Raw genomic sequence first — 26025 nt, forward strand, 5'->3', positions numbered from 1 at the left:
TTATTTGATGCCATAGCGTTTAAATACGGCAGCTTTTCTGCCACACCATCCAGCGCTCTCTACCTTTAAAAACCTCAACACTGTTTGCCATCACTGAGGATTCCACAAGCTTAAACGTCGGTTCTAGATAACCCTCCAACTCCCCACTTCGCAAACAAAATGGAGGGAAGCGAGAGTGGTAATCATCATCTATAACGAAATAACCAATTAACAAACCGTCTCTTGGCAGCAATTTATCCACCATAGCAAAGTAATCTGGCCACTGGTCTCTCGGTAGTGCAGCGAGAAAGGCACGCTCGTAAATCACATCAAATGAGTGCGCAGAGTCAGCGTTAAATACATCCCCCAGCACGACTTTATCTTTGTGCTTGCCTAACGTCGATTGCGCCATTTTTACTGCTTGTTGGCTGTAATCCATCGCGATCACATCATGCCCATATTGAATAAAAGAGCTGAGTTCATAAGCAGCACCACAGCCAGGGATAAATACAGACTGACCTCTATGAAGCGCGTTTTCTAGGTAAGCTTTTAGCTCTTGAGGTGTGGTTTTGGCATCCCACGGCATGGTGCCTTGGGTAAACAAATTATCCCAAAACTGTTGATTGATGGTCGGTGCCTGCTTCATTTATCGCCCTCCTGATTGTACTGGCACAAAAAGAAAGGGATACGCAGCACAATGTGGTATCCCCTCTCCTAGCCTTTGATTTTTACGTTGTTAGCTTTTTATAAATGCGTTTTACAATGATGGGTTAACTGCGCAGGTCATTGATTAACGGCTGCTCCGCTTGGTTCGGTACAAACTGGACATTGCCTTTCAGTTTAGTGACAGACTGGAGTGTTGCTTGAATGTCCTCTGCTGATACATGCACATCATGACAACAGAAAGTAATGGCATCGTTGAAGCCATCGCGCTCAATTTTCAAGGAGCCTTTAATATCGTGGCGACGACAGACTTCTTGGATCTGATGCGGATAAACAAACAGGCCTTTCACTTTCACCGCTGAGTCCGCACGCCCCATCCAGCCTTTAATTCGCGCATTCGTGCGTGGCGAATCCGAGCCCGTTTCTAGGTATGCCGATAAATCTCCCGTTGCGTAGCGAATCAGCGGAAACTTCTCATCGAGCGATGTCACGACCACTTCGCCGACTTCTCCCGGTTGTACAGGAATGCCATCAGGATTAACGATTTCAACGATAATATCTTCGGCAACCACCAAGCCTTGCTCGCCAGACACTTGATAAGCAATCAAACCAAGCTCAGCACTTGCGTAGGCTTGAGAGACTGCAATTCCTTTAACCTCAAACATCTGTTGCATGTCTGCAGTGACTGCTTCACCAGAGACTAGCGCTTTGGTAAAACTCGGCGACTCACCATATTTCTCTTGGTACTTTTGTAGCAACGTCAGCAAGTAAGAAGGCGTGCCCGTATAACCCGTTGGCTGCAGCTGTTTAATCGCTTCAATTTGTGCTTCGGTATTCCCGACACCCGCCGGAAATACCGCGCAGCCACAAGCTCTTGCGCCACCATCCATAATAAATCCACCAGGCGAGAAATGATAAGAGAGCGTGTTATGCACTAAATCGCCCGCACTAAATCCAGCCGCGTGAAACGCGCGCCCCATACGCCAGAAATCCACCTCATCCGTTTGTGCCTCATACAACGGCCCCGGTGATTGGAATACACGCGCCATCTGACCAATCGCAACACTATTTAAACCACCAAACGGCGGTTTAAGTTGCTGCTGGTTTGGAATATTGAATTTGCGCGTAATTGGAAACTGGGTAAGCCCTTCACGATTATTCACCAATGTAGGATCTAACTCAGCAAAATGCGCCGCATAATGTTCGCTGTTGGCTTTTGCATTTTCAATCAACGTTGGCAGACGTTGAAACAGCGATTCTTCTCGTGCCTGCGGAGATAACGATTCTTTCGCATCAAATAGTTCGTTCATCCTTGCTCCTTATAACCAACGCTTACGACGTTTGTAAGATTTCAGATTCTTGAAGCTCTTGCGATCTTCATCGCCGCCGCCAAGGTAGAACTCTTTCACATCTTCATTGTTTAGCAGTTCGTGCTTGCTGCCATCCAGTACGATTTTGCCTGATTCCATGATGTAACCGTAATCGGCCGCTTGAAGGGCAAAGTTGGCATTCTGCTCAACCAAAAGCATGGTAATGCCTTGATCTTTATTAATCTTGTTAATAATGCTGAACACCTCCTTCACCAACAGCGGCGAAAGCCCCATCGAAGGTTCATCCAACAAGATCATTTTTGGACGAGCCATCAGTGCACGACCAATCGCTAGCATTTGCTGCTCACCACCTGACAAATAACCCGCTAGACCGGTGCGCTCTTTAAGGCGAGGGAAATAATCAAACACCATTTCGATGTCTTGCTCGACTTCGTTGTCCGTACGCGTGTAAGCCCCTAAGCGAAGATTTTCTATTACCGTCATATCTTCAACAATTCGGCGCCCTTCCATAACTTGGAAGATGCCCGAACGGACGATCTCTTCCGGGCTTTTGTTGTCTATGCGCTCGCCCATGAAGTTGATTTCACCGCGCGTCACTTCACCATCTTCGGTTTTCAACAAACCAGAAATAGCTTTTAACGTCGTGGATTTACCCGCACCGTTGGCGCCCAGTAAGGTCACAATCTGCCCTTTTGGAACATCTAAGCTCACACCGCGAAGTACTAGTATTACTTCGTCGTAGACGACTTCAATGTTGTTCACTGAAAGCAGTATTTCTGCCGGTTCGATATTCGTTGCTAATTCAGCCATCAAGCTACTCCTTGCTAGGGTGAGAGTGTCCTCTCACCCATCCTTATTTTCAGTAAGCTTTGTTATTAATAAGTCGTAGATTAGTAACCTAGCCAATCGTCACGACGTGACAATGTCACTTGAGACACTTTCTTTATATCTACTGCGCCGCCGTTGTTGTTACCCATAAACACGTTCACGGTTGTTGTGCCACGGTGATCTTCCGGTTTCCAGTTCGCAGGTACACAAACACCTTCTAAGCCTTGTGGGACCCAGTTGTCATGGACATACATGCCCTTCTTGATGTTTTCACCCGTGATGCCACCGTTGTCTTTCGCCCACTCCATCGCTTCTTTCATGTAGAACGCAGAACAAATACCGCGAATGTAGTGGTGAGTTCTAAACTCGCCAGGCTCTGATTCAGACTGCTTAGAAATCTCACGAACCAGTTTCATGCCTTCGTTATCGTCTCCCCAAAACGCCGTCATGCCAGGAAAAACATAATCTTTAAGGCCATCGCCCGCCGCTTCAAGTACTGGTTTGTCACCGCCCCAAATGTTCGCCATGTACTGGAACTCTGTACCAACCGTATTACAAGACTTCACGAGTGAGATTACCGAGCTACCGATATTGGCAATGTAACCGTAGTTGGTGCCAGACTCTTTGAGTGACAGACATTGTGCTTTGAAGTCCCCTGGTTTTAGTGACACAACGACTGGGTTTTGCACCTCAAAACCAAGCTCTTCAGCATATTCTGCACACGCTTCTTTTGGCGCATTCGGGAATGGGTGGTTATCGCCAATGTGGGTAAATTTCGGCGCACCTTGGTTGCCCTTTGATTCCCAATCTTCTTTCGCCCACTTCACTAGTGCACGACACGCATCTGAGTACGACGCACCATAGAAGAAGTTATAAGGCGCTGGTTTCGCGGTTTTTGGGTTCTTGCCGGTTGGGTCCGTTAAGTGACCTGAATAAGAGGCAGAGAACACTGGCACTTTGTCTTTGGTCACAAACGAGATGAGAGCTTCGGTATCTGCCGTGCCCCAGCCTTGCAGCGCAACCATGTCTTTGCGTGCCACCCAACGTTTATAGTTAGAAATCGCCACTGGTACTTTGTACGCCATATCTACTGTTTCAAATTCGAGCTCGGTACCGTTAATGCCACCGTTTTGGTTAATCCAGCGTAATGCGTCTCGCACGCCAGAACCATAAGGCTTACTCACATACGCCGTTGGTCCAGAAAAGTCGACCAATTGCCCGACGAATACAGAGTCTTTTGCCCAAGTTGCGGTAGTAAACAGTGCCGAAGATAGCACCAACGTTGTCGCTAGATGTCCTTTGTTCATAACTCGTTGTCCTTGTTATTGAGGTATATTCCACTTAATTCCACGTTAATATGAGAACGGATAGTGTTTCCAATATGCTCGAATCTGTTGCCAGCGATGCGATAACCCTTGAGGTTCGAAAATGAGGAACAGCATGATGACTAAACCAATCGCCATTTCTTTGAAGTAAGCCAGGCCATCAATGAACGAAGTGTTATTGCTAAACTCAGCCAACCCCGTCACGCCAAACTCCAAAACTTCAGGCAGCAATACGATAAATATCGTACCCATCAATGTGCCTTTGACTGAACCCAAGCCACCAATGATGATCATTGCCAAAAACTGGATAGACATCATGATGGTGAAACCTTCTGCTGATACAAAACCTAGATAATGTCCGTAGAGTGCGCCCCCGATGCCCGCATAGAATGCGCATACACCAAATGAGAGCAGACGATACTTAGTTAGGTTGATGCCCATGATTTCTGCCGACAGATAGTGATCTCGTACCGATACAAACGCGCGACCATCACGAGAACGGATCAAGTTCGATGCCCACATATACATGAAGATCAGCGCAAATAGAGCGATGTAGAAGAAACTTTCGTCGGTCGTAAACTCAAAGCCAAACAGATTGATAGGGTTTGCACCAGCACCATATGAGCCGCCACTGAACCAGTCTGCACGAGCAAAGAAGTCCTCTAAAATAAACTGCGCCGCCAACGTTGCGATAGCTAGATATAAACCTTTAATTCGAGCCGCTGGCAGACCAAACAGCATCCCTACAATCATGGTTAAGTAACCCGCGAGCGGAATCGCAAACACGACTGGAATGTTAAACTGGTTATTTAGCCAAGCCGATGCAAAGGCGCCAAAGCCAAAGAACGCACCGTGACCTAGCGAGATTTGTCCGGTAAAACCAACCAGAATGTTTAAGCCCAATGCCGCGATACCGAGGTATGCAATCTGAATAAACAGGTTTAGGAAGTAAATATCCAAGACCAGCGGTGCTGCCAGCATGGCGATGACACCTGCAATCGCAAGGCTTCTGATGGTTTTGGTTTCAAAAATTGGCGTATCACTTTTGTATGTGGTTCGAAAATCCCCACATGGGCGCATGCTAAGTTGAGCCATGTTATTTCTCCTTAAATACGCTCGATATCTTTGGTACCAAACAGGCCGTATGGCTTGAAGGCAAGAATGATTAACAGCACATAGAATGGTGCGATGTTGTACAGGTTACCCACTTGCAGGTATTGACTATCAAAGAACTCAGCTAAGTTCTCTAGCACCCCGATGGTGATGCCACCGACAATCGCGCCGACCACCGAGTCCAAACCACCCAAAATAACGGCTGGGAAGACTTTGATACCGATGATGGATAGCGCGTCAGAGACACCGTTCACGATCCCGATAACAATCCCTGCTGTCGCGGATACCATTGCCGAAATAGCCCAACTGATGGCGAACACTTTCTTGATGGAAATGCCAAGACTCTGCGCGACTTGCTGGTTAAACGCTGTTGCGCGCATCGCCAAGCCCATTTTGCTGAATTTAAAGAACCAGTAGAACGCGCCCATGATGAACATTGAGAAGATCAAACTCAGAATGTAAGCAAACTCAACATTCAAACCACCGATATTCACCACATTTGTTTCGAACACCTGCGGATAAGAAACAGCCGAGACGCCGAATATCCACTTCATCAGCGCTTGGAAGAACATAGACAGACCGATGGTCACCATGATCACAGAGATAATCGGTTCACCAATTAACGGTCTGAGCACAATGGTTTGCACGGCGATACCGAACACCATCATGAACGCGAGCGTGAGTAAAAAGCCGATAAAAAATGGCAGTTGCAGATGAACAAGCGCCGCCCAACATACCCACGCCCCAATCAGAAGAAACTCCCCCTGAGCGAAGTTCACCACCTGGGTCGATTTGTATATCAGTACAAAGCACATGGCGACCACGCCATACAACATGCCAACGATCACGCCATTAATGACGAGTTGCAGTAATAAATCCGTATTCACTATGCGATCCTCCGTTGTTCGCTATCCACTAGTATTGGCTCATGTTCAATAAGCGTTTCAATCACTAGCGACGTTTGAATGCGTGTTTTGGTGCCATCCTGATAAGTGATCACCGTATCCACATCGACTTTTGGATCGTCACTGTAGATGGTTTCGATGATGTCTCCGTATTTCTCTGCAACCACACCACGGCGTACTTTACGTGTGCGAGTTAGCTCGCCATCGTCGGCATCTAGCTCTTTGTAAAGTAGAATGAATTTGCTGATCTTCTGTGCATCGGGTAGGGATTCGTTCACTTTCAGCACTTCTTCACGAATAGCTTGATACACTTCTGGTTGAGCAGATAAGTTGGTGTAGTTAGTGAATGCTAAGCCTCGCTGCTCTGCCCACTTCGCAACAATCGCGTAGCGAATACAGATGATGGCGGATAGCCAAGGTCGACCTTTGCCCACCACTACGGCTTCTGCAATAAACGGCGAAAACTTGAGTTTGTTTTCAATGAACTGCGGAGAGTAGCGGTCGCCATGGCTGGTTTCCGACATGTCTTTCAGACGATCAATCACCACCAAGTGACCAGAATCTTTAAAGTAACCCGCATCACCCGTATGCATCCATCCGTCTTGTACGTCTTCGTCATACGCTTCCTGGTTGTTCAGGTAGCCAGTAAACATGCCGGTACTTTTCGCGATGATCTCACCCACGCCATTGCTGTCTGGGTTGATGACTTTCACTTCTGCATTATCAAACGCAACGCCGACCGAATCATAGTCCACGTCATCGGCTTGGTGGACGGTGTACGCACCACACATTTCGGTTTGACCGTAAAGCTGCTTGAGTGGTACACCGATCGCTTGCAAGTAACGGAAAGTATCCGGTCCCATCGCCGCACCGCCGGTTGCCGCAGATGTCAGGTTCGAAAACCCTAAACGGTCACGCAGAGCACGCAGAAGAATCCATTCAGCCAACTTAGAACGTTTACCCTGCTCCAACGCTTTATTCGCTAAGCTCATGCCCAGTTTGTACATCTTCTGCTTAAACGGTGTGGAATCCATCATTCGCGCAGACACGTCTGCCACAATGTTTTCCCACACTCGCGGCGCTAACAGCACAAAGTTTGGACCGATTTCACGCAAGTCGGACATCATGGTTTCTTGTTCTTCCACGAAGTTAACGATTTGACGAGAAATCAACGCCTGACCAACCACATATACCTGCTCCATAATCCAAGGCAAAGGCAGAACAGAAACGTAGTTGTCGCCTGGAGAGCGCGGGTCGGCACGCAGATAAGCCGCACAGTGATCTAAGAAAGTGCCGCTGTGTAGCTGAGCCAACTTTGGTTTGGAAGTCGTACCCGACGTGGTACAAAGAATCGAAAGATCACTGCCTTTGGTTGCCGCAACCATATTGAGATATTTATCCGGATCCGCTTTGTCGATCAGTTGACCTTTTTTATAGACCTTTTCAACGTCAATCAGTCGTGGGTCGTCGTACTTGCGCATTCCACGCGGGTCACAATAGATAATGAATTCTACGCTTGGGATCTCATCACCGAGCTCAAGTAGCTTATCGCATTGCTCTTCATCTTCCGCAACCACGACTTTTGCTTTGGCATAGTTGATGAGGTACGCCACTTCTTCGTGCATGGAATCTTGATAGATACCCAGCGAGAAACCTTTGATCGCATGTGCGGCCAACTCGCCCCATACCCATTCCGGGCGGTTATCACCCAGCAAACCAACAACGTCTTGCTCACCAACACCTAAGTCTTTGAGTGCGAGCGCCATCCACTTCACTCGGTTTTCATAATCTTGCCAAGTGAACTCTCGCCAAATACCAAACTCCTTTTCACGCATTGCGACTTGCTCGGGCCAGTGCTTGGCGTTGTGCTGCAATACTTTTGGAAAGGTATCTAAGCGGGTTATATCTGCCCAATCATTATGTTGCTGTGCCATTATGCACTCTCCTCTAATGTCGGTAGCTCTTCGCCTAAGTACGCTTGTTTCACATGCGGGTTGGCCATCACTCCTTCTGGCTCGCCCATAGCAATGTGTTTACCAAAATCCAACACCAATACGCGGTTAGAGATATCCATCACCACGCCCATATCGTGCTCGATCATGATGATGGTGATGTCTAACTCTTCGTTTAAATCCATGATGTAACGCGCCATGTCTTCCTTTTCTTCCAAGTTCATGCCTGCCATCGGTTCATCAAGCAGCAACAACTTAGGTTTTAAGGCAATGGCACGAGCAAGTTCTACACGTTTACGTAAACCGTAAGAAAGTGTGCCAGCGGTGGCTTTGCGAATGTGCTGGATTTCTAGAAAATCGATCACGTCTTCCACGTACTTGCGGTGCGCCATCTCTTCTTTCTGTGCGTTAGAGAACCAATACAGTGGCCCCGTGACGAAGTTGTTTTTCAGTAGGTGATGTCGGCCAACCATAATGTTGTCCAGTACTGACATATGAGAAAAGAGCGCTAAGTTTTGGAAGGTTCTTCCCAACCCTAACTCAGCTCGTTGGCTAGGTGTTCGTTTGGTTACATCATCTCCAGCGAAGATTACAGAGCCTTTGTTTGGTGTGTATCGACCAGAGATGCAATTGAGCATTGAGGTTTTACCTGCACCGTTTGGACCAATGATTGAAAAGATTTCCTTTTCATTCACATGGAAGCTCACGTCAGTTAAAGCTTTCACCCCACCAAAAGCCAATGAAATATCGTTTACCTGCAACAGAGGCGATTCCGATACCATAGTTGATCTCCCTTTCGTTATTTAAGTGCGTTCCATTGAGCACTATTTGATCAAACCTAACTTTGATACTGGTAACCGCTTTTACACCTATGCATCAACTTTGTATTCAGTTTACGTAAACGTCAATTTAAAATCAGAATAGTGCTTGAAAGATTAAGTTGCAATCGAGTTCATCGAGAAAGATTTGAACTAACGCAAACTTTAAGTAAATAAATTGTTAATAAAAATTATTCTCAGACGACTACATATTCGGATAGTTAGGGCCACCACCACCTTCCGGCGGTGTCCAGGTAATATTTTGACTTGGATCTTTGATGTCGCAGGTCTTACAGTGGATACAGTTCGCCGCATTTATTTGCAGCTCTGGCTGCTCCTCCCCCTGTACGATTTCATACACGCCAGCCGGACAATAGCGCTGTGCTGGCTCTGCATATAATTCAAGGTTCTGCTCAATAGGAATCCGTTGGTTCGCCAGTCGTAAGTGGCATGGTTGATCTTCCTCATGGAAGATATTGGATAGATAAACAGAAGAGAGGCGATCGAAACTTAACACGCCATCAGGCTTCGGATAGACAATTTTATTGCTGTTTTCCGCCAATAGCAAAGACTGGTGATCGGGCTTATCACAGCGGATATGCCACTTGGCTTTGCCTTTTAACACGTTATGTTCCAGCAGCGCTAAGCCACCGCCCAGCCACGATCCAAAGCGGTGAATGCCACTTGAGAAGTTACGTGCTTGATAAAGCTCTTCATACAGCCAAGACTGTTTGAAATGCTTTTGATAATCAACAGTAACAGACTGACTCTCAAGGGCTTCACATACTGCTTCAGCGGCAAGCATGCCAGATTTCATTGCGGTGTGCGTGCCTTTGACTTTAGCGCCGTTAAGCGTTCCTGCATCACAGCCAATCAACAAGCCACCAGCAAACTGTTGCGTGGGAAGCGAATGGAAACCGCCCTTGGTGATCGCTCTTGCGCCATAACTAATGCGTTTACCATTTTTGAGGTATTGCTCAATCAACGGGTGATGTTTAAAACGCTGAAATTCATCGAATGGACTCAAGTGCGGATTCTTATAGTTCAAGTCAACAATCAACCCGACGGCAACTTGGTTTCCCTCTAAATGGTAGAGGTAACTGCCACCTGCAGCTTCGTTTGATAACGGCCAACCTAATCCGTGCACTACTAAGCCTTGCTGATGCTGCTCTGATGGGATTTCCCACAGCTCTTTAAAACCGATAGCGTAATGTTGAGGCGTTTTCTCTTCAGCAAGATTAAATCGGTTAATCAACTGCTTACCAATATGCCCCCGTGCGCCTTCAGCAAATAAAGTAAACTTCGCTCGCAGTTCAATACCAGGTTCGAAATTTCCTTTTTGTTCACCATTTTTATCTAATCCCATATCGCCCGTGATCACGCCACAAACACGACTATCTTCATCGATGATCGCTTGACTGGCGGTAAAACCTGGGTAGATCTCCACCCCTAAGTTCTCAGCCTGCAACGCCATCCATCGGCATAGACTGCCCAAGCTGATAATGTAGTTCCCATCATTGTGCAACGTGCTAGGCACTGCCCAAGACGGCAGTTCATGACCATTGATTTCATTGCCCAGATAATAGGTTTTATCTAGGTTTACTTTGGTATTGAGTGGTGCGCCCTTCTCCTGCCAATCTGGAAACAGTTCATCCAAACTTCGCGGTTCAAACACCGCACCCGATAAAATATGCGCTCCAACTTCAGAGCCTTTTTCTACCACGCAAACAGAGAGGTCTTGTTCTTTTTCTGCTGCTAATTGTTTGATTCGGCATGCCGCAGACAAACCTGCGGGACCAGCGCCTACAATCAGAACATCAAATTCCATGCAGTCTCTTTCCATGATTGCATTCCTTTTTCTTTGCATGTTGCCAACTTGTTAAGCAACAATATATTTAAAGTTGACGCAAACGTAAAGGTAAATTAACATCATTTTAAAGACGTCATCACATAGTCTTCACTGTAAAAAGGAATCTAACGTGAAAATACTAGTGCCAATCAAAAGGGTCATTGATCCCTACATTAAAGTTCGCGTGAAAGCGGACCATAGCGATGTTGAAACCAATAACGTCAAGCTGACGATTAATCCATTTTGCGAAATAGCCGTTGAAGAAGCCGTACGACTAAAAGAGCAAGGTATTGCAGATGAAGTCATCGTTGTCAGTGCTGGCGGTAGCCAATGTCAGGAGCAACTACGTACTGCGCTTGCGTTAGGTGCCGATCGCGCTATTCATGTCGATACTGAAGACAAAATAGAGCCATTAGTCGTCGCTAAGCTGCTCAAAGCTCTGGTCGAGCAAGAACAAGCACAGCTTGTGATTACGGGTAAACAGTCGATTGATACCGACAACAACCAAGTGGCTCAGATGTTGGCAGCCCTACTTGACTGGCCTCAAGCAACTTTCGCTTCCGACGTTAAGATAGAAGATCAAAAAGTTCAGGTCGTGAGAGAAGTGGATGGCGGCTTGATGACGGTCGCTATGAACTTACCTGCAGTGATCAGTACTGACTTACGCCTGAATGAACCGCGTTTTGCCTCATTGCCTAATATCATGAAAGCTAAGCGCAAGCCGTTAGATACAATCACACCTGACAGTCTGAGTGTTGAAGTGGTATTTAGCCAAACCATTCAAGAAGTCACACCACCAGCGCAGAGAAAAGGTGGCATCAAGGTTGAATCTGTCTCAGAGCTTCTCGATAAGCTGCGTAACGAAGCGAAGGTGATTTCATGAAGAACTTAATCATAGCGGAACATGACAATAACCAATTGCATGCGGACACACTCAAAGTGGTTAATGCAGCAAAACAAGTCAGTCAAGACAATGTTTTGATCGTAGTGGGCCACCAGTGTGAAGAAGTCGCTCAGCAAGCTTGTCGCGTTGATGGTATATCAAACGTAATTTGTGTCGATGATGAGCAACTTAAGCATCAATTTGCCGAGAGTATCGCACCTATTGTGGTGAGTATTGCTGAAGGTTTTGACGCAGTCTGGGCTAGCTCATCATCAAAAGGGAAAGATCTTGCACCGCGAATAGCAGCGAAGTTCGGCGTTGGGCAAATTTCCGATATTGTCCAAGTTATCGATGAAAACACTTTTATCCGCCCTATTTACGCAGGGAATGCATTTGCCAAAGTGACCACCAGCGACAAGGTTCGCGTCATCACCGTGCGCGCGTCTGCGTTTGAGCCGGTTACTTGTCACAACCAAGCTGATATCGAGCATCAGCAAGTCACCATCTCAACTCCATTGGTTGAATTGGTTTCTGTCGATAAAACCGTGTCAGAGCGTCCTGAATTAAGCGCGGCAGAGGTGGTTGTGTCAGGTGGACGCGGAGTCGGTAGCAAAGAGAACTTCGCATTGATCGAACAAGTCGCCGATAAACTGGGGGCCGCCATTGGCGCTTCTCGCGCGGCGGTTGATGCTGGGTTTGTTGCCAACGATTTACAAGTGGGTCAAACCGGTAAAATCGTTGCGCCTAAGCTTTATATTGCAGTTGGGATCTCCGGTGCCATCCAACACCTTGCAGGAATGAAGGAATCCAAAGTGATTGTCGCGATCAACAAAGATCCAGAATCTCCTATCTTTGAAGTTGCCGACTATGGATTGGTTGGTGATTTATTTGAGGTACTACCTCAACTTGCCGAACAACTTTAAACAATCAGATAAGGGGCGAACACTGCTATGTTCGCCCCTTTATTTTGTTTTGGTCATATTCAAAAAGAATCGAAATTAGAGGGACCTATGCAAAATTCTGCACCTATTTGGTCACCATCTGCTGAGCGCATCAGCAATAGCAACTTGCTACGATTTATCGAGACGGTTAATGCGCACCAAACCGAAGATATCTCAATCAATAATTACACGTCTTTACACCAGTGGTCCATTGACCACAATGACGAATTTTGGCGACATACCTGGCATTTCTGTAACGTCATTGGAAATATTGGCTCGCAAGTCAAAAGCCTTGGTGCTCCCAAATGGACACAGACAGATTCTACTCAGAGCCATGTAAATAGGGACACCGTATGGTTTGCTGACGCCACGCTTAACTACGCAGAGAACCTCCTATCTCAGGCCGAACAAACACCTGAGCGTGAGTTTGTCGTTTTTACTAATGAAAGCGGTGAACACAGGCAGCTCACTGGTACACAGTTGCTTGAACAAGTGTCTGTCGTTCAGCAATGGCTACTCAATTGTGGTGTTGGCAAAGGCGATGTCGTTGCGGGTTATTTGCCCTACCTTCCTGAAACCGTTATTGCCATGCTGGCCACCACCAGTCTTGGTGCCATTTGGACTTCAACCTCGCCTGATTTTGGTATCGATAGCGTCGTAGAGCGTTTTGGCCAGGTCAAGCCGAAAGTTCTTTTTTGCTGTGATGGCTACCAGTTCGGAGGCAAAGCTTTCGATATGACGGACAAAAACACGACTCTTAGTAGTAAGCTAAGCAGTGTCTCCGAATACGCCACTATTAGCGTATGCCAAATCGAATATATACAAAACGCTAAGAGTGCTAGCACTTCTGACTTTGTGTATTGGTCTGATATTACTCACCACTTTTCTCCAAAACCAGTTCAATATCAATCAACACTGTTTAATGACCCGTTATTCATTTTGTATTCTTCTGGTACAACAGGTCAACCTAAGTGTATTGTCCATTCCGTGGGCGGTACCTTGCTCAATCACCTCAAAGAACATCAACTACATTGCGATATCAAACCACAAGACAAGGTTTTCTACTACACAACATGTGGCTGGATGATGTGGAACTGGCATGTTTCCGCTCTTGCGAGTGGAGCAACCTTAGTGATTTACGACGGTAGTCCGGTTTACCCTGATCACTCGCTCTTATGGCGATTAGTGGAAGAACATAGCGTGTCGCTGTTTGGTACTTCAGCGAAATACTTAGAGGCACTGGAGCATGCGAACAGCTCTCCAAAACTAGAACATAACCTGAAGTCACTCAAAACTCTGTGCTCAACTGGTTCGGTGCTTTACCCAGAACAATTTAATTATGTCTATCAGCACATCAAGCAGGACTTGCATCTCGCTTCTATCGCTGGCGGCACGGATATTTGCGGGTGCTTTGTACTTGGAAACCCTATCTCACCAGTTTACAAAGGTGAATGCCAAGGCGCAGGGCTGGGAATCGACGTGCGTGTTTTGGACGACGAGGGAAAAACCATTACACAGCAACGCGGCGAACTAACGTGCAATAACTCGCTACCTAACTTCCCTATCGGTTTTTGGCACGACAACGGCGAACGCTATCACAACGCTTATTGGAGCAAGTTTACTGATATCTGGCACCACGGCGACGATGTGATGCAAACCGAACATGGCGGCTTTATTTTTTATGGCCGTAGTGACGCAACCTTAAATCCAGGCGGCGTACGAATAGGCACCGCTGAGATCTATCAGCAAGTGAACGCGTTACCCGAGGTCGAGGACTCCATCGCCGTCGGCAAGTTAAACCAGCAGTCTGAAGAAATCTGGTTACTAGTAAAACTCGCTCACGAGGTCGAGTTAACCCAACAACTCACCGATTCAATTCGCCAAACACTAAAATCAAAATGTTCACCACGCCATGTGCCACGCCAAATTTTTGCTATCAGTGATATTCCTAAAACGCGATCAGGAAAACTGGTTGAACTAGCCGTGAAACAACTGGTGAACGGGCAAGCTGTAAAAAATATTGGTGCCATTGCTAACCCAGAAGTGCTGGAAGAAATTAGCCAGCTTAATCAATAGTGACAATTGGTTAAACAAGAAAAAACTTAATCATTGCGCCAAATCTTATATCCGACCTCTCGCATTGCTCTTCCGAGTAGGTGGGAGGCAACTGGCGCAGTGAGAACGATAAACAACATCGTACCGATAACTCGGGAGATCACGGTGACTTCAGGAATTGAGAGGGCAACCGCTAGTAGTAAGCAACTAACTCCGACGGTACCGGCTTTGGTTGCGGCATGCATTCGGGTATATAGATCTGGCAACCGCAACACACCTAAACTAGCGCTTAGGATCAATAACGTCCCTAAACATAAAAACAGCCCAATCAACACATCCATTATTCTTTCTCCTTCCTTTTAACGATCAAACGCGCAAATGCGATTGTGCCAAGAAATGCGACCAAACCTAATGTAATGGCGATATCTAACAAGGCATCCTCACCACTGTCTAAGGTGTAAACCGTAATAAAACCGATGGTGATAAATGAAATCAAATCTAACGCCACAACTCGGTCAGCCAGCGTTGGTCCTAAAATTAAACGGAAGAAAGCCATAACAAAACTGAGTAATAGCCCTGCATAGGCAAAAGTGACACTTATTTGCAGCCAACTATCCACGCGTCACCTCCAAAATTCGATGCTCTAATCCGTTTTTAATTCCACGAATAACTTCTTCATGCTCAGGAGCAAACATGGCATGAACGATAAGATGCTTTTTATCAGGCGTAACGTCCAAACTGAGTGTGCCCGGTGTTAAAGAAACCATATTCGCAAGTAAGGTGATTTCAAGGTCGGAATCGACGTCCAAAGGAACATAGACGATATCTGGCTGGCTCAAATGCGTTGGCGTCACGACATCCCACACGACTCTTGCAACCGATATGATCATTTCATAAGCGAAGTACACCAGTAACTTTAATGCCGACGCAAAACGTCTAAAGTAGCTGGTTTTTAATCCAAATGGTTGGCTCAACCGTAAGGCAAAAAAACCGACCGTAAATCCGACGACAAAATTCAGACTCGAATAACTGCCGTTTAACATCATCCACGCTAATGCTAAGAAAAGATTGAGGAATAGATAGATCATGGATTTCCTCCCAATACCGCCCGAATGTATTCATTCGGATTTAACAGTTGTTCCGCGGCTTGAACAGAAAACTGATAAAAAGGCTCCGCCACCAAGCCTATGACCAACGTGAACATGGTCAATACGGCAATTGGAACGCAATACAACCAATGTACTTTGACCTGCAGAGTCTGTTCTGTTTTTTCCCTAACCGGCTTTTTCCAGAATGCCTCACTCCAAATTTTCGTCATCGAATAGACAGTAAGCAGCCCCACCAATAGCGCGGTACCGGCTAACCAGTAATATTCAGCCTGTATGCTCGATTTGATGACCAAGAATTTGCCCCAGAAACCAGAGAGCGGCGGAAATCCTGCCAGAGAAAACGCAGGGACAAGAAACAAGAACGCTAACCAAGGCATTGCTTTATATACCCCGCCCAAATGTTCAAGTTGACTAGAGCCATATTTGCGCTCAATAAAGCCACCGATTAAGAACAAATTCGCTTTTACAATGATGTGATGAACAATGTAGAAAATAGCGCCAGCCAAAGCTAAAGGAGTGTAAATCGCTAATCCCATTATCATGTAACCTATTTGGCTAATAATATGAAAAGAAAGAATTTTCTTAATGTCGAATTGACTTGCCGCCCCCAAAACGCCCGTTAACATGGTGAGGCCAGCAATCCAAATCAACGTCGGCTGCCAACCACTCTCGGCGAGCGGAAATACCAATGTGAAGACTCGTATTAACGCGTATACACCGACTTTAGTAAGCAACGCAGCAAACAGCGCAACCACACCACTTGGTAAAGTGTGATAAGAAGCTGGCAACCAAGCAAATAAAGGAAATAGTGCCGCTTTGATAGAAAAGGCAAACAAAAACAAGGCGGACAACATCATGTTGATGCTCAGTTCGCTCTCTCCCGCTTTGGTATAGAGATCGGCCAAGTTCAAGGTGCCCGTTGCGCCATACAACAAACCGATGGCAAGTAAGAACACTAGCGTCGAAATCAGGTTCAACATCACATACTTCACTGCCCCATCAATTTGAGTTTTCGTTGCATCTAATACCATTAAACCAAATGACGCGATGAGCATGACCTCGAACCAAACATACAGATTAAAAATATCTCCGGTGAGGAACGCGCCATAAACACCAGCAAGCAACACGTGCGTCAACGCATGGTAATTGCTATAGGAAGGTTTTCGGTGAAGGTCCGCCATGGCATAGAAAACACATATCGCACCAATCACCGCCGTAATCATCACCATGGCAACGCTGAAGTAATCTGCGACAAAAACGATACCAAACGGTGCTTGCCACTGGCCAAAAGCAACGGCTTGAATACCATTACTTATGATGTTTTCTGTGAGAAGGCCTGCGACAACAAGGTTCAAAATCGCACTCGCGCCACTTAACCACTCAGCACTTTTTGTTGAGCGACGTACAAAGAAAATGGTCAGCGCCGTACTCAATGAAAGAACAACAGGTAACGTCAGCAAAATCGAACTCATTGACCCTCCTCAGAACGTTGCATTTCATCGACGTCTGCGGTTCCAGAATCTTTATAAGCTCGATAGAACAACATTAAAGCAAAAATAAGTAGCCCAAAACCGATGACTATCGCGGTTAAAATCAGCGCTTGAGGTAATGGGTTTGCCGCGCCATCTGGTGGAAAAAGTGCATTATCGCCAATCAATGGCGGCTCTCCAGGAGTCAGCCTTCCCGCGGTAAAAATAGCAAGGTTAACCGCACTGCTGAGTAACATGATACCGAACAAAAGACGCAAGATATGCTTTTCTAGCATTAAGTAAATGCCTGCAGCGACAAATACTCCAACGACAACACTCCAGACTATTTCCATCACTCTAGCTCCTCATTAATACGAAGCAGCATCCCCATCACGCCACCTATAACGGCAAGATAAACACCAACATCAAAAACCAACGGCGTACCTAGTGGTATCACATCTTTCCACCACAACCCGGTTAAAAACGGTTTATCAAACGCAAAGCTTAAAGCACCAGATATTAAGCTCAATGCGATGCCAAATAACGCAATGAAAAACGGCTTGAAATACAATCTAGAACGAACGTATTTCGGTGATTCCGCGAACATGAGAAGCGATAAGCCAATAACGGCAATCAATGCACCAATGAAGCCACCACCCGGTTCGTTATGACCACGTAATAACAGATACACAGAGAACACGAGCATGAGCGCCGCGACGATATGTGCCGTGGTTGCAAAAATTAATGATTGAATACGGTTTTGCTTTTTCGCTCTTGTCTTTAGCAAGCTCACTGCTGCAATCCCAGCAATGACAACGACGACAACCTCTCCCAATGTATCAAACGCACGAAAGTCGACGAGAATGACGTTGACAATATTGCGCCCATGCCCGCCTGGGACACTATTTTCCGCAAAGAATTCCGACACCGATGAATCCATCGGCTGGGACGTGATTCCTAACAAGAGGAAAGTAATCGAAACACCTATCACGCCCGCTATACAAACATTCGCCAATTTGCGTTTTATTGAATGCTTGGGCACGGTGGTTAAACGCGGCATATGACGCATTAACAATGCTAAAAAGACCACCATTAATGTTTCCACTAACAGTAAAGTCTTCGCGACGTCCGGAGCGCTGTAGATCATAAAAACAAGCGTGGTCATAAAGCCAATCATACCTAGCGCAGAAATCGCAAGAAGCCTTGAGTGAGACAACGTACATACGATCGCTGCACCAATCAGCAATAAGGCAATGCCAATCTCATAGAAAGCCACGTTTGAAAGCTGCTCTAACAAAGGCAGAGGAATAAATGCTACCTGACCAAGTAAAGCGACGGCGAGTACCGCGAAAAATAGCAGGACATAACGACTCAACTTCTTTTGCTGCAACAGCGCCGTTTGCCAATTCGCCAGTGTCATCATGTCATCTAATAGTCGTTCAAAAACATTCTCTGCTTTGGGGACGAATAGATGTAACCGCTGAAAAAATGCAGACACAGTAGGATAAACACGGTACACCACATACCCCAATATTAGCGTGATAACGCTTAGGACCAGCGGTACATTCACACCATGCCATAGTGATGTCGCTTTAATATCGGCTGCAGGCAGAATGTCAGCAGAGCCAGGAAAGATGATGTGGTGATCTAACCAATTTAAACCGACTAACGGAACGATGAGACTGCCAAGTGCCAAGAGTAAAGGTGAAACCCACATAGCCTTTTTGGCCTCAATCGGCTTCGTTTCAATTGGCACGAGATCACGGCGAGCAAAGAATGGTCTCGCAATAAGCATAATGGTTAGCGCAACCATCAATATATTGACCATTAAAAGTACAAAGGCGATCCAGTTATTGAGCTCTACTGCGGATTTGTACATGTATTCTTTGCTCAAAAAGCCTAACAACGGCGGGAATCCCGCTTTAGACAATGCAGCCAAACTCCCCGCAACCATGCTGATGATTAACACTGATTTCAGACCGTACAGTTGATCAATATCTCGCGTTCCTGTCGCTTTATCGATATTCCCCACCACCATAAACAGTGCAGCTTTGTAGAAAGAGTGAGCGAGAATAAACATCAATACTGCACTCACGGCCAAATCTGTGCCCATACCTAGTAATAATGTTAATTTACCCAAAGCAACATTCGTGCTGTAGGCTAGCATCAGCTTCAAGTCAGTTTGTTTTAATGCGACAAACGTGCACCAAACGGCGGTGATACTCCCTGTGATCACTAATGCATAAAACCAAACCTCGCTATGAGCATAAACTGGCGATAAACGCGCTAACAAGTAAATGCCTGCCTTTACCATTGTTGCAGAGTGTAAATACGCACTGACTGGAGTGGGCGCTGCCATCGCGTTAGGTAGCCAAAAATGAAACGGGAACTGCGCAGATTTAGTAAATGCACCAAGTAGTATGAGCACTAGAGATGGCATAAACCATTCGTGCTGCGCAATCGTGTCCGCCTGAGCGATGATCGTATGTAACTCATAACTCCCTGCCATCGCTCCCAACAAGATAAGGCCAGCTAACAACGCTAATCCACCAGCACCTGTAACGATCAACGACTGCAGTGCATTTTTTCGTGACGTTTTGTTTTCGTGATTAAAACCAATCAGTAAGTAAGAAGTGATGGTGGTGAGTTCCCAGAAAACAAATAACAACAGGATGTTATCGCTCATCACAATCCCTAGCATGGCAAGCATGAATAGGGTTAGGTATAAATGAAAGGAAAATCGGCTATCACTCTCTCGTAAGTAAGCCAAAGCGTATATTTGGATCAGTGCGCCAATCCCGCTGATCAGCCCGGCAAAAAGGAATGACAGACCATCTAACCTAAAGCTGAAGTTAATATCGAGGCCAGGTATCCATTCCGCATTCCAGCTTACGCCTGCGGGTGTGTAGATGTAAAAAAGAAAAGAGAAGATTAAAATTGGCAGCACAGGGAAAATCAGTAAGACCAACTGATTATCGGGATTTTTCGGCAGGTTTTCTTTACCCGTTATGCTATTCAACATCGCAGCCCATTCATTTTTATAAGAAAGTTCGCCCTATTTGGCGCAAAGATAAAAAGCTCCACTTGATTGTTTTAGCCCAAGTATTTCAAAAAAGATCATAAAACCAAGGGATAAGTAGCAAACAGCAATCACTGAATGCTACTTAAAGGAACGTTAATACAAACAGCTACTTGCTGTCCGCTACGGTGTAAGAACGTAGATCACTACTTACGTGTTCTCGACTGAATGTGTATGGATTATCGTCATCAGTTAACTCGAACGCATCGTAGGTGCAGTCACCGATATCATTTCTCGGACAAACATAAACGTTCGAACGTTCTATCATTTCTGTGTGGCATTTCGGGCATAGGTTTTTCATGTCACTCTCCTCTGATAACTTATTGATACACTGATAATTCCATGTTCTAGAACTCCGTCTCCCTCCTTTACCTAAAACAACCACTTAAACCCAGGTTTGTTACACACCAATTACTGAATCGGCGATACAAAACCATCGGGCTTAAGAGCGACCAAACTACAGTTTATAGATTGCAAAATGTTTTCAGCCGTATTACCAATGACGTAGCCAGATATCCCTGTTCTCGCTAAGGTACCCATGACTAGAACGTCCACTTCTATGCTTTCTACGTAATCCGGGATTTTTTCATCAGGCTTTCCGTGTAAATGATGAATCACAATTTCACCCGTAATCCCCGACTCTTCCAGCAGTTGTTGTAGAGCTTGTTTATGATCGGCTTTTGCTTTGTCGAGTTCATGTTTCAACTCAGCATCGTCGACTTGAATCCAAGCATTGTCATGTAGGTAGTTCTCTAAGTAATATTCCCAGCAAGAAATCACATGTAAACGACTGTCACAGGTGTCGGCTATTGAACGAGATAATTCAAGCAAACGCACCGCTAATGAGTGCTGTTCATCGCTCGCCGTTAACGGATCTATCGCAACAGCCACACGGCGTTTGTCTCTCGGCTTATCAATCGGTCGGTGTAACCATAATGGACAAGGACATTTGCGTAACAGTGTCATATCAATGGCTTTGAAGCCTTCAGCGCCTTCACTGAGTGGTTCAGCTTCTTTGATGATAAGATCTTTGTTGTCAGCTAATGCTTCTTTAATGATACAGACAGCGGGTTTTTCACTGCTTTTCACAGTAAGAGGAAATGCCAGATCATCTTCAGAAAGATCGAGCTTCTGTCTGTATTCCTGAATGCTTTGTTTGAGGGAGTCTTGTAGCGATTGCTCATAACTTTGCTGATACTGGAGCATATCCGCGGGGAAATCGGGGCACGCAATTAGCCCTGAAACAGGTACTTTGTTGCTGGATGCGATCCTCATCGCTTGTTCGAGCGCCTCACTATGACCAGGCAATCCTTGTGTTGCAAAAAGTATGTTCGCGAATCGTTTCATACACACCTCCTTGTTTGGTTAAATATTAACCACCCACAAAGTATAATACCTAACGGATAATTGTAACGGCTTGTGACGTTGATGAAATCAATTCTCATTAAGCTATGGATATTGCTTCATTTTGCTTTACGTCACCTTCTCCTTTTCTTTACGACTGTGGCCCGCAGACCCCAATAGAGCGACATACTAAAAATTGAGACCAAATAAAAACCCAAATTACTCAAAGTTTTTTCTCACCTTGAGTAACTTGGGTATAAGCAATAACACACTTAGGCTACGGACTTAAATGGGTAACCTAAATTTTCATACGACTTAGTTGAAAGATGCCATATCAATCACGAATCGGTGTGCAAATATTCACAGCCCTAATGATCCAGAAGTCGCTGTAAATTAATGTTAAGGTTGCTGTTTTGTCGGTGCCAAAGCAATTTCGCGAACACATACACCTTGCGGTTGCTGATAAGCAAACAGCACTGCTCGTGCAATATCGTCGGCTGCCAACACGCCCCCCATATCCTCTTTCCAAGCATCATAGCCATCTTTAATATCTTGAGACGTAGTATGGGAAAGTAATTCAGTTTCCACAGCGCCAGGTGCAATAGTCGTAACGCGAACATTCGATGATGCGACTTCTTCACGTACGTTTTCAGAAATCGCATGAACCGCAAATTTGGTACCACAGTAAGCGGCATGATCAGGGAATGTTTTCTTGCCCGCAATAGAGCTGATATTAATGATCGTACCACTGTTGCGTGCTTTCATCGGTGCTAAGACGGACTGCATACCATTGAGCAAGCCAAGTACGTTCACATCAAACATGCGCTTCCACTCCGATGCGTCCTGAGTATCTATCTGGCCTAGAAGCATAACGCCTGCGTTATTTACAAGTGCATCTACCGGACCATACAACGCTTCAGCTTTCTCAATTGCCGCCTCAAAAGAAGCTTTGTCGGTCACATCTACCTTTTCACAAAGCGTATTTGGTAAGTTTAATGCTTCTAAACGTTCTACACGTCTTGCTAACAAAAGAAGAGCATGGCCCTGTTCACTGAAGTGACGTGCAATCGCTTCACCAATGCCTGAACTAGCGCCTGTAATAACAATTAACTTTTTCATTTTGAATCCTTAATAGAACGGTTTACCTCAGTGGCGATAAGTTTAAGAAAACTTTGTTTGTTGATATATACCGACCTAGTTGAAACACTGTTGTTATACTGCAACAATACTTTTTTGAATTACGCAGAAGTCGTCATGCAAACACACATCAACCTTGCGGATATTCGCTCTTTCGTCCTAATCGCTCAACTAGGAAACTTCACAAAAGCAGCAGAGGAACTTGGCGTTTCTCGCTCACACGTTTCACGTCAAATAACAAATCTGGAACAACAGATTGGTGCCACTTTGCTACAAAGAACCACTCGAACACTGAAGCTCACCGAAGCAGGCAAGGTTCTGTATAAACAGTGTGAAACCGCCCTTCACAATATTGATCAAGCTGTTATGGCAGTGGTTGATGATGTAGAAGAATTAAGAGGCGAAATTCGTATCAACTGCGTGGGGGGTTATTTAGGGGAAGACGTTGTCGCAGATATCGTTGCTCAGTTTCTAATCCAACACCCACAAGTGAACATTAACTTAGATTTTAGCAGCCATCGTGTCGATTTAATCGCAGATGAATTCGATATCGCTTTTCGAATGGGAAAGTTAGAAGACTCCAACTTTATCGCTCGCAAACTGATCGATGTGGAAATGGGGACGTACGCAAGCCCAAGTTATTTAGAAACATATGGCTATCCTTCGCATCCAAAAGACTTAGAAAAACACATTTGTTTGACAGGCAGTGTGACACGCTGGGCATTCGAGAACACAAATACAAAGCAGTCAACGGAACACCAGATACGTGGACAGTTACGATGTAAGAGTGGCAGAGTAATGATAAAAGCAGCGTTGGCGGGAAATGGTATCATCCGTGTGCCAGCACTTTATTGCCAACAAGAACTCCAGACAGGCAAGCTAAAAGAAGTGTTTACCGACTGGAGCATTCCGAGTGTGGAGTTTTCACTCCTTTACCATCACGACCGACATCAACCAAAACGCATCCGAGCCTTTATTGATTTTACTACTCAATACTTTCGTAAGCTGCCGAGTAAACACAAGTAACGTGCTCGATAGCATTTCCCTATGTGAACCAATATATACGGAATCTATAAAGCCCAAATTTGTACTAAAGAAATACGTAAGCATCGTGATGTTTTAAGGTCTAGTTTTCATAAACATTAGCGGTGTTTGCCCAGTTTGCTTTTTGAAAAATGCAATAAAAGCACTGTCTGACGAAAACGCCAGCCAATCAGCAACGGCGCTGACTTGCATTCCCGTTGATAACAATTCAACTGCTTTTAAGAGCCTCCACTGTTGACGCCAATCTTGATAATTCATACCCGTTTCCGACTTAAATAATCGTGTTACCGTCTTAGTACTTGCCCCCACTTTGTCTGCAAGAGTAGTAAGCGAAGGAGCGAGAAATGAAGGTTCCACCACCTCTCGGCGAAACGTTGCTAAACGCCGATGTGATGGCAAAGGCAACTGAAACGAATAACGTTTCGCAGCATAAAACTCCTCCCAAAAAAGCGCCGTCGTATTTACCATCTCGCTGTTAGGTTTACCCCACTCCCAAAATGACATTTTATCAATGAGGGCTTGGAGTAAAGTATTTACTTCTATCATCGTGATCTTACTCGGACACGCAAACACCTCACAATCAAAATACAAAGATCGATACGCAACCACATTCGTCATCAGTGCGCGATGCGGCGTATTAGGTGGGATCCAAACCGCCTTTGTCGGGGGCAGAATACAAATCGAATCTTTCAGAGCAAAACTCATACAACCTTGAGATGCGTACAACAATTGCCCTTTCTTGTGCTGATGCATACCTGAGTCGTGCTTGCCAATATCCGCAGCAATTCCCACTACACAATTAGAAATTTTGTCTGCGTCAAATTGTGTTTCTTCGTCAATAAGTGCCATTTTGTCCGAATGTTGATGTATTTGGTTTTTATGTTGTTATTAGATCAATCATAGCCTCATTTATACTGCCCGCCAACTTCATTAACGATGGGTAACAATATGAATACTAAGCCCTCTTTATGGCTCATGCTGGTTATGTTGATGTTTCCACAAATTGTAGAAACCATCTATAGCCCAGCGTTGAGCTCAATCGCTCTATCATTTGATGTAAACCACGCACAAGCAGCCCAAACATTGTCGATTTACTTCCTAGCTTTTGCCATTGGCGTTGTAGTTTGGGGAGTGCTCGCAGATAAACTGGGAAGAAGGCCTACCATGTTAATTGGGCTCTTTATCTATGGTTTTGCGTCTTTACTCGCAACTCAAACCGAGAGTTTTGCTGTTGTCATGGCTGCGCGAGCCCTGAGCGCATTTGGTATCGCGGTAGGTTCCGTTGTCACACAGACCATGCTTCGTGACGCGTTTGACGGTCAAGAACTGAGTAAAGTCTTCAGCTTAATGGGGATGGGTATATCAATCAGCCCGGTAGTTGGCATGCTATTAGGCGGGCAGCTTACAGCGCTTGGTGGATACCGTTATGTGTTTTTTGCCTTGTTTTTAATCGCGTTATTATTGCTCGCTTATAACGTTATTAAGCTTCCTGAAACACAGAAAGAACAGACACCAGTACGGTTGCGTCAACTTAGCTGGAAAATGGTAAGAGACGCGCGAATTTGGCGCTCAGGATTACTGGTTGCTTTGTATAACATTGCTCTATTTTCTTATTACCAGCTTGGCGCATTTACTTTCTCAGCACTTGGGTATAACTCCGAACAATTTGGATACAGTGGCATGGTACTGGGGTTAGGCACTCTGCTTGGAAGTTATTTAAATAAATCCCTAGTGTCTAAAAATGTTCGAAAAAGCCAACTACTTTGGCTCTCAGCAGTATTGCTTAGTTTGGGATCAGTCGGTGTGTTGATTCTGAGCCAATCAATCTGGTTTGTTGCTCCAATGATGTTAGTCGTCATGTCGTATGGGATTGCGATACCCAATATACTCAGTGACGCACTCGTTGATTATAAACAACAGGTAGGTAGCGCAGGCGCTTTATTTGGGCTCATGTACTACATCATGATCGGGACGGGATTAGCGATGGCTGGAACAGCACAAAACTTAAGTGTCATCCTATTAACATGTAGCTTTTTAGCGATTTTATTGGCGTTTTCTACAAAACAAGTTCATACCGACTTGTGACAATAATAATGAAATACTCTCCGTAATGGTTCACCGAGAATCTAGAGAATTTTTCAATCAATAGGAACTGAGGAGCACAATAGTAACTGAGGAGCACAATAGTAACCACTCCTCAG

24 protein-coding genes are annotated in these 26025 nt (G+C 45.4%); 5 read left to right on the plus strand and 19 right to left on the minus strand.

What is annotated here, in order from left to right; genetic code table 11:
- Window positions 1-19 precede the first annotated feature (19 nt).
- From ACZ5ZC_RS00610 to ACZ5ZC_RS00650, 9 genes are all read right to left on the minus strand, one after another.
- Entirely contained in the window at window positions 20-625 is a 606-nt protein-coding gene (locus ACZ5ZC_RS00610) for a methyltransferase domain-containing protein (RefSeq protein ID WP_464931629.1), read from the minus strand.
- Window positions 626-749: 124 nt separating this feature from the next.
- Window positions 750-1952 carry a phenylacetate--CoA ligase family protein gene (locus tag ACZ5ZC_RS00615; protein ID WP_464931630.1) on the minus strand — a complete coding sequence of 401 codons (1203 nt, stop codon included), beginning with the start codon at window positions 1950-1952 and terminating at the stop codon, window positions 750-752.
- A 9-nt stretch (window positions 1953-1961) separates the two neighbouring features.
- Window positions 1962-2783: an ABC transporter ATP-binding protein gene (locus ACZ5ZC_RS00620; RefSeq protein WP_464931631.1), complete on the minus strand. Its 822-nt coding sequence runs from the start codon at window positions 2781-2783 to the stop codon at window positions 1962-1964.
- 80 nt (window positions 2784-2863) lie between these two features.
- Window positions 2864-4108 carry an ABC transporter substrate-binding protein gene (locus tag ACZ5ZC_RS00625; protein WP_006741059.1) on the minus strand — a complete coding sequence of 415 codons (1245 nt, stop codon included), beginning with the start codon at window positions 4106-4108 and terminating at the stop codon, window positions 2864-2866.
- Between the two features lie 45 nt (window positions 4109-4153).
- The gene (locus tag ACZ5ZC_RS00630; protein WP_104973556.1) at window positions 4154-5221 is read right to left on the minus strand and encodes a branched-chain amino acid ABC transporter permease; all 1068 of its coding nucleotides are present in this window, start codon (window positions 5219-5221) and stop codon (window positions 4154-4156) included.
- A gap of 11 nt (window positions 5222-5232) precedes the next feature.
- A complete protein-coding gene (locus ACZ5ZC_RS00635; protein ID WP_006741061.1) occupies window positions 5233-6126 on the minus strand; it encodes a branched-chain amino acid ABC transporter permease in 894 nt (297 codons plus the stop codon).
- Window positions 6126-8078 carry an AMP-binding protein gene (locus ACZ5ZC_RS00640; protein ID WP_464931632.1) on the minus strand — a complete coding sequence of 651 codons (1953 nt, stop codon included), beginning with the start codon at window positions 8076-8078 and terminating at the stop codon, window positions 6126-6128. Before ACZ5ZC_RS00640 ends, ACZ5ZC_RS00635 begins: the two co-directional genes overlap by 1 nt.
- Window positions 8078-8878: an ABC transporter ATP-binding protein gene (locus tag ACZ5ZC_RS00645; RefSeq protein WP_337168898.1), complete on the minus strand. Its 801-nt coding sequence runs from the start codon at window positions 8876-8878 to the stop codon at window positions 8078-8080. The genes ACZ5ZC_RS00640 and ACZ5ZC_RS00645 overlap by 1 nt, the downstream gene beginning before the upstream one ends.
- A gap of 241 nt (window positions 8879-9119) precedes the next feature.
- Window positions 9120-10757: an electron transfer flavoprotein-ubiquinone oxidoreductase gene (locus tag ACZ5ZC_RS00650; RefSeq protein ID WP_464931633.1), complete on the minus strand. Its 1638-nt coding sequence runs from the start codon at window positions 10755-10757 to the stop codon at window positions 9120-9122.
- Window positions 10758-10893: 136 nt separating this feature from the next.
- On the opposite strand from ACZ5ZC_RS00650, the gene ACZ5ZC_RS00655 reads away from it, so the two are divergent.
- The 3 genes from ACZ5ZC_RS00655 to ACZ5ZC_RS00665 all read left to right on the plus strand — a co-directional run bounded on the left by ACZ5ZC_RS00655 (window position 10894) and on the right by ACZ5ZC_RS00665 (window position 14663).
- On the plus strand, window positions 10894-11646 hold the full coding sequence (locus ACZ5ZC_RS00655; protein WP_054867460.1) for an electron transfer flavoprotein subunit beta/FixA family protein: 753 nt from the start codon (window positions 10894-10896) through the stop codon (window positions 11644-11646).
- Window positions 11643-12569: an electron transfer flavoprotein subunit alpha/FixB family protein gene (locus tag ACZ5ZC_RS00660; RefSeq protein ID WP_464931634.1), complete on the plus strand. Its 927-nt coding sequence runs from the start codon at window positions 11643-11645 to the stop codon at window positions 12567-12569. The genes ACZ5ZC_RS00655 and ACZ5ZC_RS00660 overlap by 4 nt, the downstream gene beginning before the upstream one ends.
- An 87-nt stretch (window positions 12570-12656) precedes the next feature.
- Window positions 12657-14663, plus strand: coding sequence for an acetoacetate--CoA ligase (locus ACZ5ZC_RS00665; RefSeq protein ID WP_054867461.1), 2007 nt, complete (start codon window positions 12657-12659; stop codon window positions 14661-14663).
- 26 nt (window positions 14664-14689) lie between these two features.
- Here ACZ5ZC_RS00665 and mnhG read toward each other — a convergent pair whose 3' ends face one another.
- The 9 genes from mnhG to ACZ5ZC_RS00710 form a co-directional block, all read right to left on the minus strand.
- Window positions 14690-14983, minus strand: coding sequence for a monovalent cation/H(+) antiporter subunit G (mnhG, locus tag ACZ5ZC_RS00670; RefSeq protein WP_054867462.1), 294 nt, complete (start codon window positions 14981-14983; stop codon window positions 14690-14692).
- Window positions 14983-15261 carry a cation:proton antiporter gene (locus ACZ5ZC_RS00675; protein WP_005392606.1) on the minus strand — a complete coding sequence of 93 codons (279 nt, stop codon included), beginning with the start codon at window positions 15259-15261 and terminating at the stop codon, window positions 14983-14985. Before ACZ5ZC_RS00675 ends, mnhG begins: the two co-directional genes overlap by 1 nt.
- Entirely contained in the window at window positions 15254-15730 is a 477-nt protein-coding gene (locus ACZ5ZC_RS00680; protein ID WP_053807862.1) for a Na+/H+ antiporter subunit E, read from the minus strand. The genes ACZ5ZC_RS00675 and ACZ5ZC_RS00680 overlap by 8 nt, the downstream gene beginning before the upstream one ends.
- A complete protein-coding gene (locus tag ACZ5ZC_RS00685) occupies window positions 15727-17223 on the minus strand; it encodes a Na+/H+ antiporter subunit D (protein ID WP_464931635.1) in 1497 nt (498 codons plus the stop codon). Before ACZ5ZC_RS00685 ends, ACZ5ZC_RS00680 begins: the two co-directional genes overlap by 4 nt.
- Window positions 17220-17573, minus strand: a complete 354-nt coding sequence (locus ACZ5ZC_RS00690) for a Na+/H+ antiporter subunit C (RefSeq protein WP_085343934.1) — start codon at window positions 17571-17573, stop codon at window positions 17220-17222. Before ACZ5ZC_RS00690 ends, ACZ5ZC_RS00685 begins: the two co-directional genes overlap by 4 nt.
- Complete coding sequence (gene mbhE / locus ACZ5ZC_RS00695) at window positions 17573-20242, minus strand: hydrogen gas-evolving membrane-bound hydrogenase subunit E (protein ID WP_457869218.1); 2670 nt, start codon at window positions 20240-20242, stop codon at window positions 17573-17575. Before mbhE ends, ACZ5ZC_RS00690 begins: the two co-directional genes overlap by 1 nt.
- Window positions 20243-20408: 166 nt before the next feature.
- Window positions 20409-20600, minus strand: a complete 192-nt coding sequence (locus tag ACZ5ZC_RS00700; protein WP_005392611.1) for a hypothetical protein — start codon at window positions 20598-20600, stop codon at window positions 20409-20411.
- Between the two features lie 110 nt (window positions 20601-20710).
- Complete coding sequence (locus tag ACZ5ZC_RS00705; RefSeq protein WP_054867464.1) at window positions 20711-21646, minus strand: universal stress protein; 936 nt, start codon at window positions 21644-21646, stop codon at window positions 20711-20713.
- A gap of 396 nt (window positions 21647-22042) precedes the next feature.
- On the minus strand, window positions 22043-22762 hold the full coding sequence (locus ACZ5ZC_RS00710; RefSeq protein ID WP_046875926.1) for an SDR family oxidoreductase: 720 nt from the start codon (window positions 22760-22762) through the stop codon (window positions 22043-22045).
- Between the two features lie 135 nt (window positions 22763-22897).
- On the opposite strand from ACZ5ZC_RS00710, the gene ACZ5ZC_RS00715 reads away from it, so the two are divergent.
- Window positions 22898-23806, plus strand: coding sequence for a LysR family transcriptional regulator (locus ACZ5ZC_RS00715; protein ID WP_464931636.1), 909 nt, complete (start codon window positions 22898-22900; stop codon window positions 23804-23806).
- A gap of 93 nt (window positions 23807-23899) precedes the next feature.
- Here ACZ5ZC_RS00715 and ACZ5ZC_RS00720 read toward each other — a convergent pair whose 3' ends face one another.
- Window positions 23900-24673: an AraC family transcriptional regulator gene (locus ACZ5ZC_RS00720; protein WP_134645544.1), complete on the minus strand. Its 774-nt coding sequence runs from the start codon at window positions 24671-24673 to the stop codon at window positions 23900-23902.
- 99 nt (window positions 24674-24772) lie between these two features.
- Between ACZ5ZC_RS00720 and ACZ5ZC_RS00725 the strand changes: the two genes are divergently transcribed.
- Window positions 24773-25909 carry a multidrug effflux MFS transporter gene (locus tag ACZ5ZC_RS00725; RefSeq protein WP_464931637.1) on the plus strand — a complete coding sequence of 379 codons (1137 nt, stop codon included), beginning with the start codon at window positions 24773-24775 and terminating at the stop codon, window positions 25907-25909.
- Window positions 25910-26025: the final 116 nt, after the last annotated feature.

It is taken from the genome of Vibrio sp. JCM 18905, assembly GCF_055393305.1.

Excerpts from the sequence above, each read along its gene's own strand:
- ACZ5ZC_RS00690 (WP_085343934.1), bottom strand. The coding sequence starts at position 17,573 with ATGGAAATAGTCTGGAGTGTTGTCGTTGGAGTATTTGTCGCTGCAGGC.
- ACZ5ZC_RS00610 (WP_464931629.1), bottom strand. The coding sequence starts at position 625 with ATGAAGCAGGCACCGACCATCAATCAACAGTTTTGGGATAATTTGTTT.
- ACZ5ZC_RS00640 (WP_464931632.1), bottom strand. The coding sequence starts at position 8,078 with ATGGCACAGCAACATAATGATTGGGCAGATATAACCCGCTTAGATACC.
- ACZ5ZC_RS00630 (WP_104973556.1), bottom strand. The coding sequence starts at position 5,221 with ATGGCTCAACTTAGCATGCGCCCATGTGGGGATTTTCGAACCACATAC.
- ACZ5ZC_RS00660 (WP_464931634.1), top strand. The coding sequence starts at position 11,643 with ATGAAGAACTTAATCATAGCGGAACATGACAATAACCAATTGCATGCG.
- ACZ5ZC_RS00625 (WP_006741059.1), bottom strand. The coding sequence starts at position 4,108 with ATGAACAAAGGACATCTAGCGACAACGTTGGTGCTATCTTCGGCACTG.
- ACZ5ZC_RS00645 (WP_337168898.1), bottom strand. The coding sequence starts at position 8,878 with ATGGTATCGGAATCGCCTCTGTTGCAGGTAAACGATATTTCATTGGCT.
- ACZ5ZC_RS00615 (WP_464931630.1), bottom strand. The coding sequence starts at position 1,952 with ATGAACGAACTATTTGATGCGAAAGAATCGTTATCTCCGCAGGCACGA.
- mnhG (WP_054867462.1), bottom strand. The coding sequence starts at position 14,983 with ATGGATGTGTTGATTGGGCTGTTTTTATGTTTAGGGACGTTATTGATC.
- ACZ5ZC_RS00725 (WP_464931637.1), top strand. The coding sequence starts at position 24,773 with ATGAATACTAAGCCCTCTTTATGGCTCATGCTGGTTATGTTGATGTTT.
- ACZ5ZC_RS00680 (WP_053807862.1), bottom strand. The coding sequence starts at position 15,730 with ATGATCTATCTATTCCTCAATCTTTTCTTAGCATTAGCGTGGATGATG.
- ACZ5ZC_RS00700 (WP_005392611.1), bottom strand. The coding sequence starts at position 20,600 with ATGAAAAACCTATGCCCGAAATGCCACACAGAAATGATAGAACGTTCG.
- ACZ5ZC_RS00685 (WP_464931635.1), bottom strand. The coding sequence starts at position 17,223 with ATGAGTTCGATTTTGCTGACGTTACCTGTTGTTCTTTCATTGAGTACG.
- mbhE (WP_457869218.1), bottom strand. The coding sequence starts at position 20,242 with ATGTTGAATAGCATAACGGGTAAAGAAAACCTGCCGAAAAATCCCGAT.
- ACZ5ZC_RS00710 (WP_046875926.1), bottom strand. The coding sequence starts at position 22,762 with ATGAAAAAGTTAATTGTTATTACAGGCGCTAGTTCAGGCATTGGTGAA.
- ACZ5ZC_RS00720 (WP_134645544.1), bottom strand. The coding sequence starts at position 24,673 with ATGGCACTTATTGACGAAGAAACACAATTTGACGCAGACAAAATTTCT.
- ACZ5ZC_RS00715 (WP_464931636.1), top strand. The coding sequence starts at position 22,898 with ATGCAAACACACATCAACCTTGCGGATATTCGCTCTTTCGTCCTAATC.
- ACZ5ZC_RS00650 (WP_464931633.1), bottom strand. The coding sequence starts at position 10,757 with ATGGAAAGAGACTGCATGGAATTTGATGTTCTGATTGTAGGCGCTGGT.
- ACZ5ZC_RS00665 (WP_054867461.1), top strand. The coding sequence starts at position 12,657 with ATGCAAAATTCTGCACCTATTTGGTCACCATCTGCTGAGCGCATCAGC.
- ACZ5ZC_RS00620 (WP_464931631.1), bottom strand. The coding sequence starts at position 2,783 with ATGGCTGAATTAGCAACGAATATCGAACCGGCAGAAATACTGCTTTCA.
- ACZ5ZC_RS00705 (WP_054867464.1), bottom strand. The coding sequence starts at position 21,646 with ATGAAACGATTCGCGAACATACTTTTTGCAACACAAGGATTGCCTGGT.